This is a genomic window from Pengzhenrongella sp., assembly GCF_036565025.1.
In the GTDB taxonomy this organism is placed as follows: Bacteria; Actinomycetota; Actinomycetes; order Actinomycetales; family Cellulomonadaceae; genus Pengzhenrongella.
In genome coordinates, this window is sequence record NZ_DATCNW010000076.1 from 1 (window position 1) to 16,401 (window position 16,401).

The following is a 16,401-nucleotide window of genomic DNA, read 5'->3' on the forward strand; positions in this document are numbered from 1 at the left end:
GCCGGGCGCCTCGCCGAGATCGACGCCGTCGTGACCGACCCGGCAACGGGCACGGTCGTGACGACCCCGGTCACCCGGTACGGGTACGACACCAACACCAGCAGCGGGCGCCTGGCCGGGGTGTGGGACCCGCGGCTCAGCGCCCTGGTCGCCCGCTACACCTACGTCGGCGCGACCAGCCGGCTGGAGACCCTGACCCCACCCGGCCTGAACGCGTTCCAGCTCGCCTACGACGGCACCGGCCGGGTCACCACCGTCACCCAGCACGACGACGCCCTCAGCGCGGACGCCGTCACCACAGTGGCCTACCAGGTGCCGTGGAGCGGTGCTGGGGCGACGGGTGTCGGGCTGCCTGACCTGTCCGGGATCGCGACCGGGGCCTGGGGACAGTCCACTGACGTGGTCGCAGCCGCGACCGCCGTGTTCGGCCCGGACCACAACCCGGGCGCCACCATCACCTCTACGGACTGGCCCTACGCCGACGTCACCTACCTCGACGTGAACGGCCGCCAGGTCAACTCCGCCAGTTACGGTGCCGGCGCGTGGCAGATCGAGACCACCGGGTACGACAAGACCGGCAACGTGATCACCGAGCTGACCGCGGACAACCGCAATCAGGCCCTGACCCCAACGGCCGCCACGGACCCCGCCGTCGCGGCGATGCCGTCCGCCGTTGACCGGGCCAACGCCCTGTCCACGCTCAGCACCTACAGCCTCGACGGCGTCGACCTGACCGACACCTACGGGCCGACGCACCCGGTCACCCTCGCCGACACCAGCACCGTCGACGCCCGCACCCACGAAAACAACGTCTACGACGAGGGCTCCCCGACGACCGGCCGCCCGTACCACCTGGTCACCACGAGCACGGTCGGGGCACAGACCACCGACCCGGCCGCCGGAGAGCAGGACAAACACACCACGACCACCGGGTACGACGCCCTCGCAACCAATGACGGGGACGGCTGGGCGCTCAAGCAGCCAACCAGCGTCACCACCGACCCGGCCGGGACGCACAGCACGAACTGGACCCGCTTCGACACCACCGGACGGACCATCGAGACCCGGCTACCCGCCGGGACCGCAACCAGCGGGATCGGGACCGACGCCCGCAGCACCGTCACGAAGTACTACAGCGCTGGTGCAGCCAGCCCATGCACCTCCACCATCTACGCCGGCCTGGTCTGCCAGACCGGACCCGCCGCCCCCGCCGGGGGCACCCTGCCCACCCTCACCACCGAGACCGTCACCGCATACAACCAGTGGCAACAACCCACCACCGTCCAGGAGAAGGACGCCGCCGGCACCCTGCTGCGCACCTCGACCACCACCTACGACGCCGCCGGTCGCACAGTGACCAGCGGCGGCGTCACGACCACGGCCGTGACCGGCGGAGGGTCGACCACCAGTGCAGTGCCGACCGTCACCACGAGCTACGCCCCGAGCACCGGGCTTCCGATCGCGACAAGCGACGCCACAGGCACGCTCACCACCGGATACGACACCCAAGGCCGGACGGACAGCAGCATCGACGCGAACGGCAACGCCACGGCGACCAGCTATGACATCGCCGGGCGGATCGCGACCCGCACCGACGGCAAAGCCACCTACACCTACACCTACGACAACGGCGGCGGGACGGGCAGTACCGAGCACCGCGGAATGCTCACCAGCCTGGGCACCGGCATCACCGCCACCGGGTACACCACTGCCGACACCTACACCGCGGTCTACGACGGCGACGGGCGCGCGACCGCTACGACCTTGCCCAACGGGGACGTGGCCACCAACGGCTGGGACAACACCGGTCAGCAGACCCTTCTCGCCTACACCGGCACCGGCCTCGGCACCGGACTCACCTACTCGGCGCGCTATGACAGCGCAGGTCGCAAGAGCGCCCTCACCGGCCCGGTCAGCACCCAGGGACTCACCTACACGCAGGTCGGCGAGCTCGCCACCGCAAGCCGCAACGACGGCGCCACCTGCACCAGCCAGCGCTTCGGGTACGACGCGAACAGCAACCGGACCGGATACGCCGCCAGTACCACCAGCTGCACCGCACCCGCCACCACGGTGATCCACGGGTACGACGCCGCGGACCGGATCTCCGACACCGGCACCGTCTACGACCAGCTCGGCCGCACCACCACCGCACCCTCCAGCACAGTCACCGGCGGCGCGAATGTCGGAGTCCAGTACTTCGACAACGACATGGTCCAGAAGCAAACCCAAACCGTCGCCGGCGTCGCCCACACCCAGACGTTCACCCTCGACCCGTCCGGGCACCGCATCGCTACCCAGAACGATTCTGTCGCCGGATTGAGCACGAACTACTACAGCGACGGCGCTGACAGCCCCTCCTGGACCGCCACTTCCGCCGGCTGGACCCGGAACATCGGCGGCATGTCGGGCCTCGGCGCCATCCACACCCACACCACCAGCACCGACACCGTCGCCCTACTGCTCACAGACCTAGCAGGGAATGTAGCGGCTACGGTCGACGACACAGTCGGTGCGATCTTGGGCGCCACCTATGACTACGACCCCTTCGGCTCCAACGTCACCGCCCCCGCACCGGCGAAGTACGGGTGGCTCGGCGGACATCAACGGGCAGCCGACGACCTCGGCGGACTCGTCCTCATGGGCTACCGCCTCTACAACCCCACCCTCGGACGATTCCTGTCCACCGACCCCGTCCCCGGCGGCAGCGCCAACGCCTACGACTACGTCAATCAAGACCCCATCAACCAATTCGATCTTGACGGCACGTGGTCACGCCACTACCTCCGTTACATCCGCCATCACGGCTACCGCAGCTACTACCACCATTGGAGAAATTACCCCGGATATTATGGGCAACGTGAGCGCAACAGTTGGAGACGTCACCGACAGGTCAGGCGGCTCCATTACGGGAAGCCAGTGTCCTATCAAACGATGCCGGGGTACTGCAGCCCCTCAGTCGGCTGCACTGGTAATTCTCGTGTCGACTCCAGGAAAAACAACTATCCGGTGGCAACGCGCAAGCAGATGGCGTCGATGGGTGCCTGTTACGGCGGGCTCTTCTTGTTGACACCCGAGTACGAAGCGGCGAGTCTGCTCGCCACAACCGCGGGAGTTACCATCCTAGGCTGCGCAACAATGTGATGAGCAGAAACCGTTCGGAAGATCGGCTTCTCGTTTCGCTACCTCGAGCTGGTTTGTGGGCCTGTGCTTCATGGCACTCGGGGTGCTGTCGATCGTGGTCACATAAAGCATCGCGGTAGGTGTTTTACCATGAGATCAAGCGGCGCCGTTCAAGTTGGACTCGATCTCTTGTTGAGCGCACAGGCGAGTACGATGAGATGAATCTGCTCTTCGTACTCGCGGGAGTTAGCATAGGAGGCTGCACAGCATTATGATGAACAGGAACAGCTCGGACGATAACAATTCTGGCTCTCGTTTCGCTACCTCGAGCTGGTCTGTGGGCCTCGGCTTCATTGCACTTGGGGTTCTGTCGATCGTAGTCGCACAAAACATCGTGGCGGGTGCCATTTACCTTTTCGCTGGGGTGACCCTGGTGGTTTACCATGAGATCAAGCGGCACCGTTCGAGTTAGACTCGATCTGCTGTTGAGCGCACAAGCCCGACTGATCGCGAGCCTCGTCCTCCTTGTCGTCGTGCACCCCAATTCCAGAGTGGGCGGCGAGTGAAGCTGCGCGGTCGTCGCAGAGGAACAGGACGATCCCCGGGATGCTGACTCGCGGCGGTGCGCATCCGCTGACTGACGGGGAAAGTCTATGGGTAGAACGTATGCCACACGGCACACGCCTCGTCGCTGTGATCGTTCGAGTCGGCAGCGCTGGCTTTACCATGGGGGTCTTTAGTCCGTCTTGAGACTCGGCGACATTTCGGGCCTGACGGGCGTTCTCTCATGGGTGGCGTTTTTCATAAGGTTTGCTGTCTCGGTTTTGATACGCCCACGACTAGAAGCGCGAACAACCATCGTTTATGCCCAAGACATCATGTGGGAATACTGGATTCCGTTGGTCAAAGATTGAATCAGAGTCTGTGACCATGAATGTCAATATCGCCATTTCATCAGGCAGGATGATCGTTTGTTGGGCGATCCAGAAAGCAGACATTGCAGGGATCCTAGACAGGCGCTCCCGCGTCGACCGCGCCATGGAGTTACCTACTCGCCGTTTCCCGCGCGCAGACGTCGCCATTTGAAGCGCCGACGGTCGCTGCCCGTCAGAACGTGAACGATGCGTACAGCCAGACGGAAGCGACAGCCCCGCCTGGACCGCCACCACGACCGGCTGGACGCGTAACATCGACGGAATGTCGGGCCTCGGCGCGATCCACACTCACACCACTGGCAGCGACACGGTCACCCTGCAACTCACCGACTTGACGGGCAACGTCGCCGCCAACGTTGACGACAACGTCGGCGCCATCCTCGGCGCTGCATTCGACTACGACCCGTTCGGTGCCTCCGTCGGCTCTTCACCTGCGCCCGCCAAGTACGGTTGGCTCGGCGGACACCAACGGGCCGCAGACGATCTCGGCGGGCTCGTCCTGATGGGTTACCGCCTGTACAACCCCACCACCGGACGATTCCTCAGCGCTGACCCCGTCCCGGGCGGGGGCGCGAACGCTTACGACTACGTTGACCAGGATCCGGTGACGGTCAGTGGAGCCGCGGGTGGAGGAAGTTCGGGGGGGGTTTGTCGAGCTCACCGTGGAATGATCGCTACGATTGCCGCCAGCGCAGCTTGCGCGATTCCAGGCGTTGGATGGCTCAGTTGCGCAGGCTTACAGGCAGCGGCCTACGGCGTTCGAGCGCAGCAGAGAGCCTCCACAGGTGGAGGATGGCGCAAGACCGCGCGCGCGAACTTGATCGACGGCGGTCTTACCGTTCTAACATTCGGGTTGCTCCGCGTGCCGGGGATGATGGTTCAATATGGCAGGCTAGGTAGGTTTGCAAACACCAGGGTTGTAACCGAGACTTGGCGCGGCCTTCATTGGTTCGCAGCGACTCGCCATCGGATCATTGAAATCCTGGCCGTCGGGTTTAAAATTCGGCGGATGTTACATAAATCGAAGGAGGAGGTCGTGCTAAACCGTCGCCACAGGCTTTCCCTTGGCTTTTCCGGCGTTGTGATGGCTATCGCCGGTGTCGTATTTATCTTGATCGGATCCTCGATTGTGTCGGAGAAATTTGACGTCGCGAGCATCCTCATTGGAGTCGTAGTTGTCGCTGTGGGAGGAATTGCCCTTGCGAACTCCGTCACCAGTGGTGTGAGCTGGACTCCAGCGGGCGTCCGTGTGAGATGGCTATTTTCACCTGTTGAATATCCTGGAAGAGATGTGATCGACGTTCGCACCGCGCGAGAGGCCCACGATATAGTTCCGTGGGACCTGATTTTTCCTCAGATCGTCTTGTCTAGTGGCGAGGAAATCAACCTTAAGTTTCTCGGGTCCTATTGGCTCGGGCAACTCACAGAGCGACACGTCGAAAGGTAGCTATTCAGGTGGGGGTTCGACACGCCCGAGGTCGGCTGGATGCCGGGTTGGGTCTCGGGGCGTGGTGACATTTGGGGGTGCCGGAGCCGCAGGAGTCGTCGCGTGAGGATCTCCTCGCGCTGGTTGCTTTGCTGCGTGCTGAGCGGGTCGAGGCTGCTTCGCAGACCGAAGCCTTGCGAGCTGAGCTGGGCGAGAACCAGGCTCGGACCGAGAGACTGCTGGTGCAGATCGGCGAGTTGACCACCCAGGTTCAGGCGCTCGTCTTGCGCCTGGGGAAGGACTCCTCGACGTCGTCGAAGCCGCCGTCGTCCGACGACCCGAATCGTCGTCCACGGGGTGGGTCGTCGCGGGAACGGTCGGGCCGCAAGCCGGGCAAGCAGCCGGGTGCGCCGGGCGCGGGCCTGGCCCTGGTCGCCGTCCCCAACGAGAAGTTCGTGATCCCGGCCCCGATGGCGTGCGCGTGCGGTTCACCGCTCGCGGAGGTGCCCGTGACGGACGAGCGCCGCCGCCAGGTCCATGACCTGGCCCCGCAGCCCGCGCCGGTCGTCGTGGAGTACGCGGCCGAGCTGAAGGACTGCCCGGCGTGCCGCAAGACCGCGGTCGGCGAGTTCCCCCAGGGCGTGAACGCCCCGGTCCAGTACGGGCCGGAGCTGACCACCCGTGTCGCCGATGTGACGCTGGGCCACTATGTGCCGGTCGAGCGCTCGACGGAGCTGGTGAGCGAGCTCGTCGGGATGAAGGTGTCGACCGGGTTCGCGGCGTCGCTGCGGGGCCGAGCCAAGGACCTGATCATCGAGGGCGGGTTCATCACGGCGGTCAAAGAGCTGCTCGCCGGGGCGCCGGTCGTCCACGCCGATGAGACGTTCGCCCGGGCGAAGTGCAAGATCACGTACCTGCACGTGGCCTGCACCGACCACCTCACCCTGATGCATACCGGGGACCGGTCCGCGAAGACGATCGACGCCGGGGGTGTCCTGGACCAGCTGAGCGGGGTCCTCGTGCGTGACGGGTACGTCGGGTACGCGCACCTCACGAACGTTCTGCACGCCTGGTGTGGGGCCCATCTCCTGCGGGATCTTCGGGGGATCTACGAGGCCGACCCTGCCGGGCAGCTGTGGGCGAAGGCGATGGGCGACACCCTGCTCGAGGCCCACCGGCTCGCGACCGCGGCCCGCGATAACGGACGCGGCGAGCTCACCAGCGCTGAGCTCGAGGTCATCGACCGCCTCTACGCGGGGGCGCTGGCCCGGGCCCGCGCCGACAACCCTGCCGCCGACACCGCCGTCCTGGCCGGGCACGCCCGGACGCTGGCCAATCGCTTCGACAAGCACCGCGAGACGATCCTGCGGTTCACCACGAACCTCGAGGTCAGCTTCACCAACAACGTGGCGGAGCGAGCTGTCCGCCCCGTGAAGGTGCAGCAACGATCATCGGGCGGATGCTGGCGAACCCTGGAGGGACTGGCCCAATTCGCCGTGGTCCAGTCCTACCTGTCCACCGCGAGCCACTGGGGCCTCACCCGATTCGAAGCCCTGCACCGCCTCTTCACCACCGGACCGTGGATACCAACGGGCCTCAGCCCAGCCGCCGCCGCGGCCTGACGCCCCCGTCACGGCACCACCCTGCCCCACGCGACCCCACCTGAATAGCTACGTCGAAAGGCTCGTGGGCGTGATTGCTGATTGGTGCGAAGCTGGGAACGCGGATCATCCCTCCGCCGAGGATGACGGATAGATAGAACGTTCCGCGAGGGAACGCTTCCGATCCGGACGGGGTGCAGTGGCCGACGCCGTGGACGACCACGAGGAAGCCCTTGTCAATCACCTCAAACCGTAAAGACCTGGTTTTGCTGGATTAGTGTAGCCGGCTCCGGCTCCGGGCTTGACAGCTCTTCGAACTTAACCCCGTCGCTCCTGGTCAATCAAGCGCTAGGGATGCACGGCGAACCGACATCCCGGCGAACCCCGGCCGCGTCCACAGGTTTCCAGAACTGGCCTCCTGGCAACCAAGTCACGGGCACACTGCTCACATGGAGAGCGCCGACCTCGATGAAGATGACGAGGCGATCCCGCGCGCTGTTCTGGAAGTCGATCCAGTCGGACGGTGTGCGCTACTCGCCTTGTCGTAAGGCGGGTAATCGGCGTCGTACGACTCCCGCCACTGCCGATATGACGATGGGGCGGTCGAGTGTCTGAGCGCACGGGCTACCCCGGTGATACCCCCTAAGGCGTAAGTCATCCCATCGATTCGCGAGCTCACGCCACCGTGACTCTCACCGTCCGGCGCACTGGGGCTAGCGGATGGCTGGCCGGTCCTCTCCGCTTAGCGCATCGGCGATGCGTTGACGCATAGACGGGTGCAGGTTGAGGGCACCCAGGTCCGTCTGCTCGACCCATTCCACCTGGTCGCTCTCGCTACTGGTACGGGACTCCCCGCCAACGAGAGTGGCGCGAAACGCAATGGAGAACTGCTGCCTCACTTCGCCGTCGTCGTAAGCCATTACGTGGTCGGGGTTGGTGTAGATACCAGTAATCGTGTCGACGCGAACGTCGTAGCCGGTCTCCTCGCGAACCTCGCGCTCGACCGTGGTCGCGATTGACTCGCCTACGTCGTGCCCTCCTCCTGGCAACGCCCACTTGTCATTGTCTGTCCGGTGGATCATGAGAACGCGCCCCGCGTCGTCCTGGACGATCGCCACCACGGACGGCACGACGCTGTTGGCCTTGGGTGCGTTCGGATCGTTGACGTAGTCGATGCGGCCCATGTTGGCCAGGGTATGTGAGACCCGCCGAACCAACCCACGCGGCCCACCCCAACCGCGACCGCCGCATCGAGAAGAGCTGCGGCATGCGACGTCAGCGAACCGCGGACCACCGGGTCGGTCAAGTGGTTCCCGCGCACCACCACGTACTTGCGGATGATCACGGCCCAGTGGTGGCCAGAGCGCCGGGTGCCAGCCCCCCGTCCCGTTCTCCGTTCACCTGAACGTCGCCGCCTGAACTGGGAGACTCGCGCCGTCGAGCAGCGGAGCAGGAGGGGGTCAGACGTGACCGATGGGGTGGGTACCGAACTACGCCGTGACCGCTGGGAGGCCGCCGCGAACTGGCCGCTCACGGTCGCGGCCGTCGTGTTCCTGGCGGCCTATGCGTGGCCGATTCTGGCGCCCGACCTGGACCAGCCGTGGCCCGGGGTCTGCCGGGTCCTCACCTGGGCGACTTGGGGCGCGTTCGCGGTGGACTACGTGGTGCGGCTGGCGCTGTCACGGTCCCGCTCGGTGTTCGTGCGCCGGAACCTGCTGGACCTCGCGGTGGTCGCCCTCCCGCTGCTGCGCCCGCTGCGCCTGCTCCGCCTGGTGACCCTGCTCAGCGTCCTGAACCGGTACGCGGGCGGGTCGCTCCGGGGCCGGGTAGCGGTCTACGTGGCGGGCTCCACGGTGCTGGTCCTGTTCGTCGCCTCGCTCGCGGTCCTCGATGCCGAGCGCGGCCAGGCAGGGGCGAACATCGCCACGTTCGGGGACGCCCTGTGGTGGGCCATGACCACGGTCACGACGGTGGGCTACGGCGACCGGTTCCCCGTCTCCGGCACGGGGCGCTTCATCGCCGGGGGCCTCATGCTCGCTGGCATCGCCCTCCTGGGCGTGGTGACCGCCTCCCTGGCCAGTTGGCTCCTGGAGCGTGTGCGGGAGGTCGAGGAGGAGGGCGAGGCTGCGACCCGGCGCGACGTTGTGGCCCTCACTCGGGAGGTCGCCGCACTCCGGGACGAACTGGCAAGGAACCGGAGCCCCAGATGAAGGACCGCGTGTAGCCCTTGCCCGACATCTAGCCGGGATCGCCCTCGGCGCTCGCCCTGGGCCAGACTGCACCTATGTCCGATCAGGGGTACGGCGAGGAAGCGGCTCAGTCAGCGAAGGGGCAGCGATGGCCCCGGGTGCGTGCCCGGCTGGAGGTTGGGGCTGCCGTACTAACGGTGGTCCTGGCGTTCGTCGCCGTGAGGTACTGGCTCCCCGGACCCGAACTGACGCTGGCGTACTTGAAGGTCCTGGTGTGGCCCACGCTGGCGTTCGCGCTGCTGTTCGCCTTGCGAGACAGGCTTCTGGAGAAACTCTCCGAAATGGTCGAATGGGCCGGGTTCGGCCAGTTGTTCAAGTTCCGGAACGAAGCCGGGAGTGCCGTCAGCGCACGCGCTTCCCAAGCGTTGGGCGGCGGGGCGATCTGGGTGAACGGCGCCTGGGGCCCTGCGCCAGGTTCGTCTGTGCCAGAGCCCAGTGAAGGTCCAGCAGAGGCCGCAAAAGACGAGACGTCCCTGGAGGAAGTTCAGCGTGAATTTGAGCGCGTCCGCCGACAGTCCGTGGAATCGTTTTTCACTCAGGGAGCTGTCTGGGGCTGGGACATGGCCCAGTTGGGCTTCAAGTCGCGTCCCATCCCAGTATTCGAATGGAGCGATGACGGGCGGCCGACCGTTCGATACGACCTCGGCCAGTCGGGGAGGTCTAGCCGAGACCGCGCGATCCGTGTACTTGAGTCCGAACTGACTGGACGGCACATGAGGTCCGCGCAGGCCCAGAACGCACTTGCCATGGCCCTCGCTAGAGAGCGTGCCGCTGGCCCCGGCGACAGCGCCCGGTCAGCCCAAAGCGCTGTCCAGGCCGCCCAAATGGCTGCGGACGTTGCTCAGCGTGACGTGATCGAGGCCGAGCATCGACTTCGGGAAGTGCAGACTCTCTCCTGAACGACCAGCGCGACGACACTGCCCTGAACCTGATTCCGGAGCCCCAAGTCCCCCACGAGGGCGCCCAGCCTGGTCATCTCTGGGCGTTTCAGGGCGCCTCAGCCGCCCCAATAGCCCAGCCGCGACCCAGCCGCGCCCAGCCTGGGTACCCAGGGGAGCCCCGCCATCTTGGGGCGCCCCTGAGACGCCCAGGAATCAAAGCTTGGGGGCACGCCCACCGATGCTCACGGCCGTCTCAGCGACGGTGGGCAGGTCCGCGAGCACGTCAGGCCACCGCTCGGCGCGCAGGTCGGCGAGGAGGCCCCTGGCCGTCTGGATGGAGCGCACGGTGGACCAGCCGCCCCGCGAGCCCCCGCCGAGCATGGGCTGGCACCAGACCTCGATGGGCTCGCTCCAGCCGTGGCGCAGGGCGTGGCGGGCGATGCCTGGCCATCCAAAGAGGCCCAACACACCGACCGAGACTCGGCGGTCCGCGAACTTGAGTCCGAGCGGACTCGTGTGCAGACGAGGCTCCAAAAGGCCCGAGCGGTCCTTTTCCCTGGCCGAAGCGAACCTCGACGCGATCCGTGCTCAAGGCCGTGAGTCCGACGCCCCCGACGACACGGCCTGGTCAGCCCAGACGAGTTTGGACGTTGCTCAGCATGAACAGAGGGTTGCTGCAGATGATGTGATCAGAGCTGAGTATCGACTTAGGGAAGCGCGCAGTCAGCCCTGAACGACTCCGTGCGAAACTGTTTCGCTCGTGAGGGCATCCGACGAACAACTCTTCTCGTCAGGCTTTGTGCGCGGCCGACCACGTGTGCTCGAAGCCGCTCATGTGATGCGTGAAGAGTCGACCGCCGGGGACTCGCTTGAAGTGCAGGATTGGTGACTGGCTGGCCGCAGCGCCGAGCGTGTGGGGGTTCACTAGGACCGTGTCGTCAAAGCGGAAGATTGAGTTGTAGAGCGTGCTTCCGTGCTTGCGCGCCTCGACTCCCGGGTCGTTCAGTATTGGCTCAAAATACGCCCAGGTGAGTCTGCACCGAGCTGCCATCAACGCCCCGATGCCCTCTTCCTCACCGCGAAGGGCGACAGCTGCGGAGTCCGGGTCACCGAAGAGCAATCGCACTCGGACTCCGGCACGGGCTTTGGCGGCCAGGGTTTCGGCGAAATCCGGCACGGCGTCATGAAGGAAACTCGCCGCGTACGCCAGCAGGTCGATGCTCTCGGTACTTGAGCTGATCAGGCTCTGCCACATCTCGACTCCGACGGAACCGCGATTGGGGTAGAGACCAACGAGTTCGGCCTCGCTGGCCGACTTCGCCCGAGGGTCGGCTGCCGTCGCGGGCCACAGGTACACATCGTCGCGTGACAAGAGGCAGGCGACCTTGAGGCGGTGGGTGCGGTGCGGTGTCCGGTCCTGACTGACCCACCGCTCAACGGTCTTGGGGTCGACCCCGATGTCTTCGCTCAGCTGCTGCGGGGTCTTGCCCGCCGCGACGAGCGCGGCCCGAAGGCGTTCATTGGACATCGTCGGTTCCTGACGTTTGGGGACGTCTGGAACCTATCAGAGACGTCCCCAAACGTCCCACGGTGCGGTGTAGACGTCCCCCCTCCCGCGGCTGAAATGGAGCTAGGCCACCGAGGCCGGTACGGACCAACAGCTAGGAGCCAACCCGATGGACCCCACCACTGCTGACCTTTTCGCGATCGAGGCTGAGTGGCCGGTGATCGCCGCTGAACTGGACCTTGTGGACGCCGAGTGCCGGCTGGCGGCGTGGCCGCTCGACGTGTTGGCGGGTCGTGCGTACCGCCGTGCGGTTCGCCGCCGGTTGGTCGTCCTGGCTGCTGCCCGTGTCCCCGTGCTGGCGTCCGGCGCCGTGCCGGCCGCTGCCTGACCTCGAAAGGAATCGTTCTGATGGTGACTCTGCCTCTGTTCTTGATCCTGCTGGTCGTTGCCTACATCTCGGTTCGTCACGGGAAGGCCCGTCCCGGCGGGATGGTGCTGGGCGTACTGCTCGGCCTGGCGATGGCCACGACAGCGATTGGACCGCCGCTTTTGGCGGGCCTGACGACGCTGTCGACCACGGCAATTCAGGCCATCTCTTCGGCTGTCGGTGGCGCGTGATGGCTGGTCCTGCTCCCGAGCGCCGGGGGTCGTCCTGGCCGGTTCTGCTGCTGGCCCTTCCGGCGTTCGTGGCGATCTGGTCGGGGTGGGTCGAACTCGGCACCCTGACCGGCTTCGGCCTGGTCCAGCCGCTGCCGGGCATCTGGGACGGCCTGCGGATCGACTCACGGGTCACCCTGCCCATCGGCATGGAGGCATACGCCGCCTACGCGTTGAAGGTGTGGCTGTCGGGAATCTCAAGCCCCGAAGCCCTGGCCTTCGCCCGCGTCTCGGCGGGCGTCGCATTGGTCCTGGGCGCCGCCGGACAGGTCGCCTATCACCTCATGCACGCAGCCGGAGTCACCCGTGCGCCCTGGCCCGTCACAGCACTCGTGGCGTGCCTGCCGGTGGCTGTGTTGGGCATGGGCGTCGCCCTGGCCCACCTCACCCACAAGACCGGCGCGGTCACGTCCGACGCACTGGTGTCGGCGCCCGCCGTCGCCCTGACGGCGGTCGTCGCCCCGCGGATTGACACCGCGCGTATCCCGCGCCCTGCCAATCCTGCGAGGGCTTCGCGCAACGGCGCGGGTGCGCGTGTCCGGGCCTTGCGTGGCGACCACCCCGACTGGACCAGTGCTCGCATCGGCGAGGTGGCCGGGTGCAGTCCCCGGACAGTCCGCCGCTCCTTGGCCACCGTCGGCGCCGAGGTCACGAACGCGACGGCCACGACAACCGGATCGGTGACCGACTACGAGAAGGAAGCCGCATGAGCGAGGACGCGACGACATCACGGCAGCACGTGCCCGAGGACACCGGCAGTGTGCTCGGCGTCCTGGCCGTGGCCAAGGAGAGTCACACGGACGAGCCTGCTCGGGCGGTGGTTGACGGGGCGCCGGTGCCGGGTCTGTTCGGTGAGGCTCGCTGGTCTGGGCGGCGCCGGGAGGTCGTTCCGGCCTGGCTGCGTGATCGGCAGACCGCGACCGCAGCTGCGCGATGGTCCGCCCAGCATTGCGTCCACACGGGCGCGTTCCACGCGGTGCGGGTGCCGATGTACTCGGCGCGTCTGGTGGCGTGGTCCCCGGCCGGTGCGTGGCGCCTGATGGTCGCGTTGACCCGGTGGGTGCTCGACGCGGACGGCCGCACCGTACGCATGGCCATGGCCGGGCTCACGCGCATGGACCAGCGAGACGCGGACACCTACCTGCGCCTGACCGCACAACGCCGAGAGACGGTCCGTGGCCGCGCGGCCATCGTCGCCGGTGGGCTGGTCGTCGTGCTGTTGTCCGGGGTGGTCGTGGCCGAGTCGATGTCCACCCTCGCGGTGGCCGGAGTCGTGGCCGCCGTGGTGGCCGTCCTCGGGCTGGCTGGCCGCAAGGCTGACCGGCCGTTGACCTCCCGCGCGGTGGACTCCGAGGCGGTGCCGCGTCTGACGTCGGACCTGATCCTGACCGCGATGGGCTCCCTGGGGCTGGGCGAGATGAACAAGGCCATCGGCCGCGACGCAACCCAAGCGGTGCGGTTCCCTGCCCCGATCGTGCGGGACGGGCCGGGATTTCGTGCCGAGATCGACCTTCCGCCCGGCGTGACCGCTGGGGACGTCATCGAGCGTCGTGACCGGCTCGCGTCCGGGCTGCGCCGCCCGCTCGGGTGCGTGTGGCCGGAGGTCGACTCCGACGCCCACGCCGGGCGCCTGGTCCTGTGGGTCGGGGACCGGTCCCTGTCCGCGTCCAAGCCCGTCGCCTGGCCGCTGGCCAAGGCCGGGCGGGTCAACCTGTTCGAGCCGTTCGTCATCGGCACCGACCAGCGCGGACGGCCCGTCGAGGTCACCCTCATGTACGCCTCGGGCGTCATCGGAGCCATCCCCCGAATGGGCAAGACGTTCCTGCTGCGCCTCATGCTGCTGGCCGCCGCGCTCGACCAGCGCTGCGAGATCCACGCCTACAACCTCAAGGGAGGCTCCGACCTGGACCCGCTGGAAGCGGTCGCGTACCGCTACCGCACGGGCGACGACAGCGAGGACATCGACTACCTGGTGCGTGACCTGCGCGCGGTCCACGAGGACATGCGCACGAGGTACCGGACCATCCGGGGCCTCCCGCGCGCGGTGTGCCCCGAGTCCAAGGTCAGCGACGAGCTCGCGTCGCAGCGCCGCCTCAGCTTGCACCCGGTGCTCGTCGCGTTGGACGAGTGCCAGATCGCTTTCGAGCACCCAGACCACGGCGCCGAGATCACCTCCCTGGTCACGGATCTGGTCAAGCGGGGTCCGGCCGTTGGGGTGATGCTGTGGGCCGCGACCCAACGCCCCGACGCGAAGTCCCTGCCCACGGGCATCAGCGCGAACGCCGTGCTGCGGCTGTGCCTCAAGGTCCAAGGCCAGGTCGAGAACGACATGGTGTTGGGGACCTCGGCCTACAAGAACGGGACCAGGGCCACGATGTTCAGCCGCAAGGACCGCGGTATCGCCCTTCTCTCCGGTGAGGGCGACGACCCGGTGATCGTGCGCGTCGCCTACGTCGACACCCAGGCCGCCGACGTCATCGCCGCCCGAGCCCGCGCCGCCCGGTTGGGCGCCGGGCTGCTCACCGGGCACGCCGCCGGCCACGACCCCCACCCCGACACCGACACCGCGTCAGTGCTCGACCACCTAGCCGCCATCTGGCCCCCAGCAGAGGACAAGGCCTGGTGCGACGACCTCGCCGCACGCCTCGCAGCGACCTACCCGGGCACCTACGACGGATGGACCGGAGAACAGGTCACCGCCGCCGTCAAGCCGCACGGTCTGCGAACCACGCAGATCAAACGCACCATCGACGGCCGCCAGATCAACCGACGCGGCCTGGCCCGTACCGACCTCGGCATCGCCCTGACCGACCGAGACGACATCCCCGAACCGTTCTAGAACCGATCCACCCGGCACGAGCCCCCCGCTACCGGTAGCACCACTGCTACCGGCCCGATACCCGGCCTGACCTGCGCGGTAGCGCGGTAGCAGCCCACCGCGCTCACCAGCCAAAACACCCTCCCACACCCTCCCTGACGGTCCGGCGCGACCGCTAGCCGCGCCACGTCCCTACCCCTGCCATGCCCCGAACAGGAGCAACACCCATGAGCCCCACCGTGACCCGCGACCTGCTGGCCGCCGCCCTGACCTACGCCGAACGAGGCTGGCGAGTGTTCCCCCTGCGGCCCAACGACAAGCGGCCCGCCTGCCCGGCGCACCCGGCCGACCGCTGCGACCAAAGCGACCCGTTCTGCCGCACCGGGCACACCGGCTGGCAAGACCGCGCCACCACCGACGAGGCCCGCATCACCCGCGCCTGGTCCAGCCGCCCCTACGGCATCGGCATCGCCACCGGCCCCTCGGCGCTGGTCGTGGTCGACACCGACGTGCCGAAGCCCGCGTATGGCGCCCCCGATCGCGGGCGATTCCGCAACGTCAGCACCGGCGAGGACGTGCTTGCTGCGTTGGCAGACGAGCACGGGGCGCCGGTGAAGGCGACGTACACCGTGCGCACTCGATCCGGTGGCTCGCACCGCTACTACGCGCACCCGGTGGGTCCTCGGCTCGCCAACACCACCGGCTCCCTCGGCCGACTCATCGACACCCGAGCCCACGGCGGCTACGTCGTCGCCGCTCCCACGACCATCGACGCGGCCACCTACACGATCTCCGACGACCAACCCCCGGCTCCCCTGCCCGACTGGCTCTCCGGTCTGCTGCGCCCCGTCGAGCGTCCCCCGCACGCCACCATCCGGGCCGCTCGGCCGCGCGCTCTGCCCGTCGACGGCGACAGGTCGGCCCGGTACGTCGCCGCCGCTCTCGACGGAGAGATCGCGAAGGTTCGCGGTGCTCAGGCCGGCACGCGGAACCATGCGCTGTTCTGCGCTGCCCTGGCCCTCGGGCAACTCGTCGCGGGAGGAGCTCTTGCACTCGAGGTCGCCCGCGACGCCCTGCTCGACTCCGCCGCCGCCCACATCACGGCAGGAGCCTTCACCCACCGCGAGGCCCTGGCCTCCATCGCCTCGGGACTTCGCCGAGGCGCGAACAACCCACGGACCCGCGCCGCCTGACCAGCACCGCC

13 protein-coding genes are annotated in these 16,401 nt (G+C 67.3%); 10 read left to right on the plus strand and 3 right to left on the minus strand.

The features are described from left to right. The 3 genes from VIM26_RS03945 to tnpC form a co-directional block, all read left to right on the plus strand. Positions 1-3,144: RHS repeat-associated core domain-containing protein (locus tag VIM26_RS03945; RefSeq protein ID WP_331949036.1), on the plus strand; the 3,144-nt coding region annotated here is incomplete at its 5' end. A 1,176-nt stretch (positions 3,145-4,320) separates the two neighbouring features. Then, entirely contained in the window at positions 4,321-5,505 is a 1,185-nt protein-coding gene (locus VIM26_RS03950; protein WP_331949037.1) for an RHS repeat-associated core domain-containing protein, read from the plus strand. Positions 5,506-5,582: 77 nt separating this feature from the next. Then, positions 5,583-7,106 (plus strand): IS66 family transposase, encoded by a 1,524-nt coding sequence (gene tnpC / locus VIM26_RS03955; RefSeq protein ID WP_331949039.1) that lies wholly within the window; start codon positions 5,583-5,585, stop codon positions 7,104-7,106. A gap of 692 nt (positions 7,107-7,798) precedes the next feature. On the opposite strand, the gene VIM26_RS03960 is transcribed toward tnpC, so the two are convergent. Then, positions 7,799-8,269 carry an NUDIX domain-containing protein gene (locus VIM26_RS03960; RefSeq protein WP_331949040.1) on the minus strand — a complete coding sequence of 157 codons (471 nt, stop codon included), beginning with the start codon at positions 8,267-8,269 and terminating at the stop codon, positions 7,799-7,801. Between the two features lie 282 nt (positions 8,270-8,551). On the opposite strand from VIM26_RS03960, the gene VIM26_RS03965 reads away from it, so the two are divergent. Beyond that, positions 8,552-9,295 carry a potassium channel family protein gene (locus VIM26_RS03965; protein WP_331949041.1) on the plus strand — a complete coding sequence of 248 codons (744 nt, stop codon included), beginning with the start codon at positions 8,552-8,554 and terminating at the stop codon, positions 9,293-9,295. A 239-nt stretch (positions 9,296-9,534) separates the two neighbouring features. Continuing rightward, positions 9,535-10,233, plus strand: a complete 699-nt coding sequence (locus VIM26_RS03970; protein WP_331949042.1) for a hypothetical protein — start codon at positions 9,535-9,537, stop codon at positions 10,231-10,233. A gap of 195 nt (positions 10,234-10,428) precedes the next feature. Here the strand turns inward: VIM26_RS03970 and VIM26_RS03975 are convergent, their stop codons facing one another. Both VIM26_RS03975 and VIM26_RS03980 read right to left on the minus strand, forming a co-directional pair. Continuing rightward, positions 10,429-10,683 carry a hypothetical protein gene (locus VIM26_RS03975; protein ID WP_331949043.1) on the minus strand — a complete coding sequence of 85 codons (255 nt, stop codon included), beginning with the start codon at positions 10,681-10,683 and terminating at the stop codon, positions 10,429-10,431. Between the two features lie 322 nt (positions 10,684-11,005). After that, positions 11,006-11,743 (minus strand): XRE family transcriptional regulator, encoded by a 738-nt coding sequence (locus tag VIM26_RS03980; protein ID WP_331949044.1) that lies wholly within the window; start codon positions 11,741-11,743, stop codon positions 11,006-11,008. A 148-nt stretch (positions 11,744-11,891) separates the two neighbouring features. Between VIM26_RS03980 and VIM26_RS03985 the strand changes: the two genes are divergently transcribed. From VIM26_RS03985 to VIM26_RS04005, 5 genes are all read left to right on the plus strand, one after another. Further along, the gene (locus VIM26_RS03985) at positions 11,892-12,110 is read left to right on the plus strand and encodes a DUF6284 family protein (RefSeq protein ID WP_331949045.1); all 219 of its coding nucleotides are present in this window, start codon (positions 11,892-11,894) and stop codon (positions 12,108-12,110) included. Positions 12,111-12,130: 20 nt separating this feature from the next. Next, complete coding sequence (locus tag VIM26_RS03990) at positions 12,131-12,340, plus strand: hypothetical protein (RefSeq protein ID WP_331949046.1); 210 nt, start codon at positions 12,131-12,133, stop codon at positions 12,338-12,340. Beyond that, complete coding sequence (locus VIM26_RS03995) at positions 12,340-13,089, plus strand: hypothetical protein (protein WP_331949047.1); 750 nt, start codon at positions 12,340-12,342, stop codon at positions 13,087-13,089. Before VIM26_RS03990 ends, VIM26_RS03995 begins: the two co-directional genes overlap by 1 nt. Continuing rightward, positions 13,086-15,218, plus strand: a complete 2,133-nt coding sequence (locus tag VIM26_RS04000; RefSeq protein WP_331949048.1) for a hypothetical protein — start codon at positions 13,086-13,088, stop codon at positions 15,216-15,218. Before VIM26_RS03995 ends, VIM26_RS04000 begins: the two co-directional genes overlap by 4 nt. Before the next feature lie 206 nt (positions 15,219-15,424). After that, the gene (locus VIM26_RS04005) at positions 15,425-16,390 is read left to right on the plus strand and encodes a bifunctional DNA primase/polymerase (protein WP_331949049.1); all 966 of its coding nucleotides are present in this window, start codon (positions 15,425-15,427) and stop codon (positions 16,388-16,390) included. Positions 16,391-16,401 lie beyond the last annotated feature (11 nt).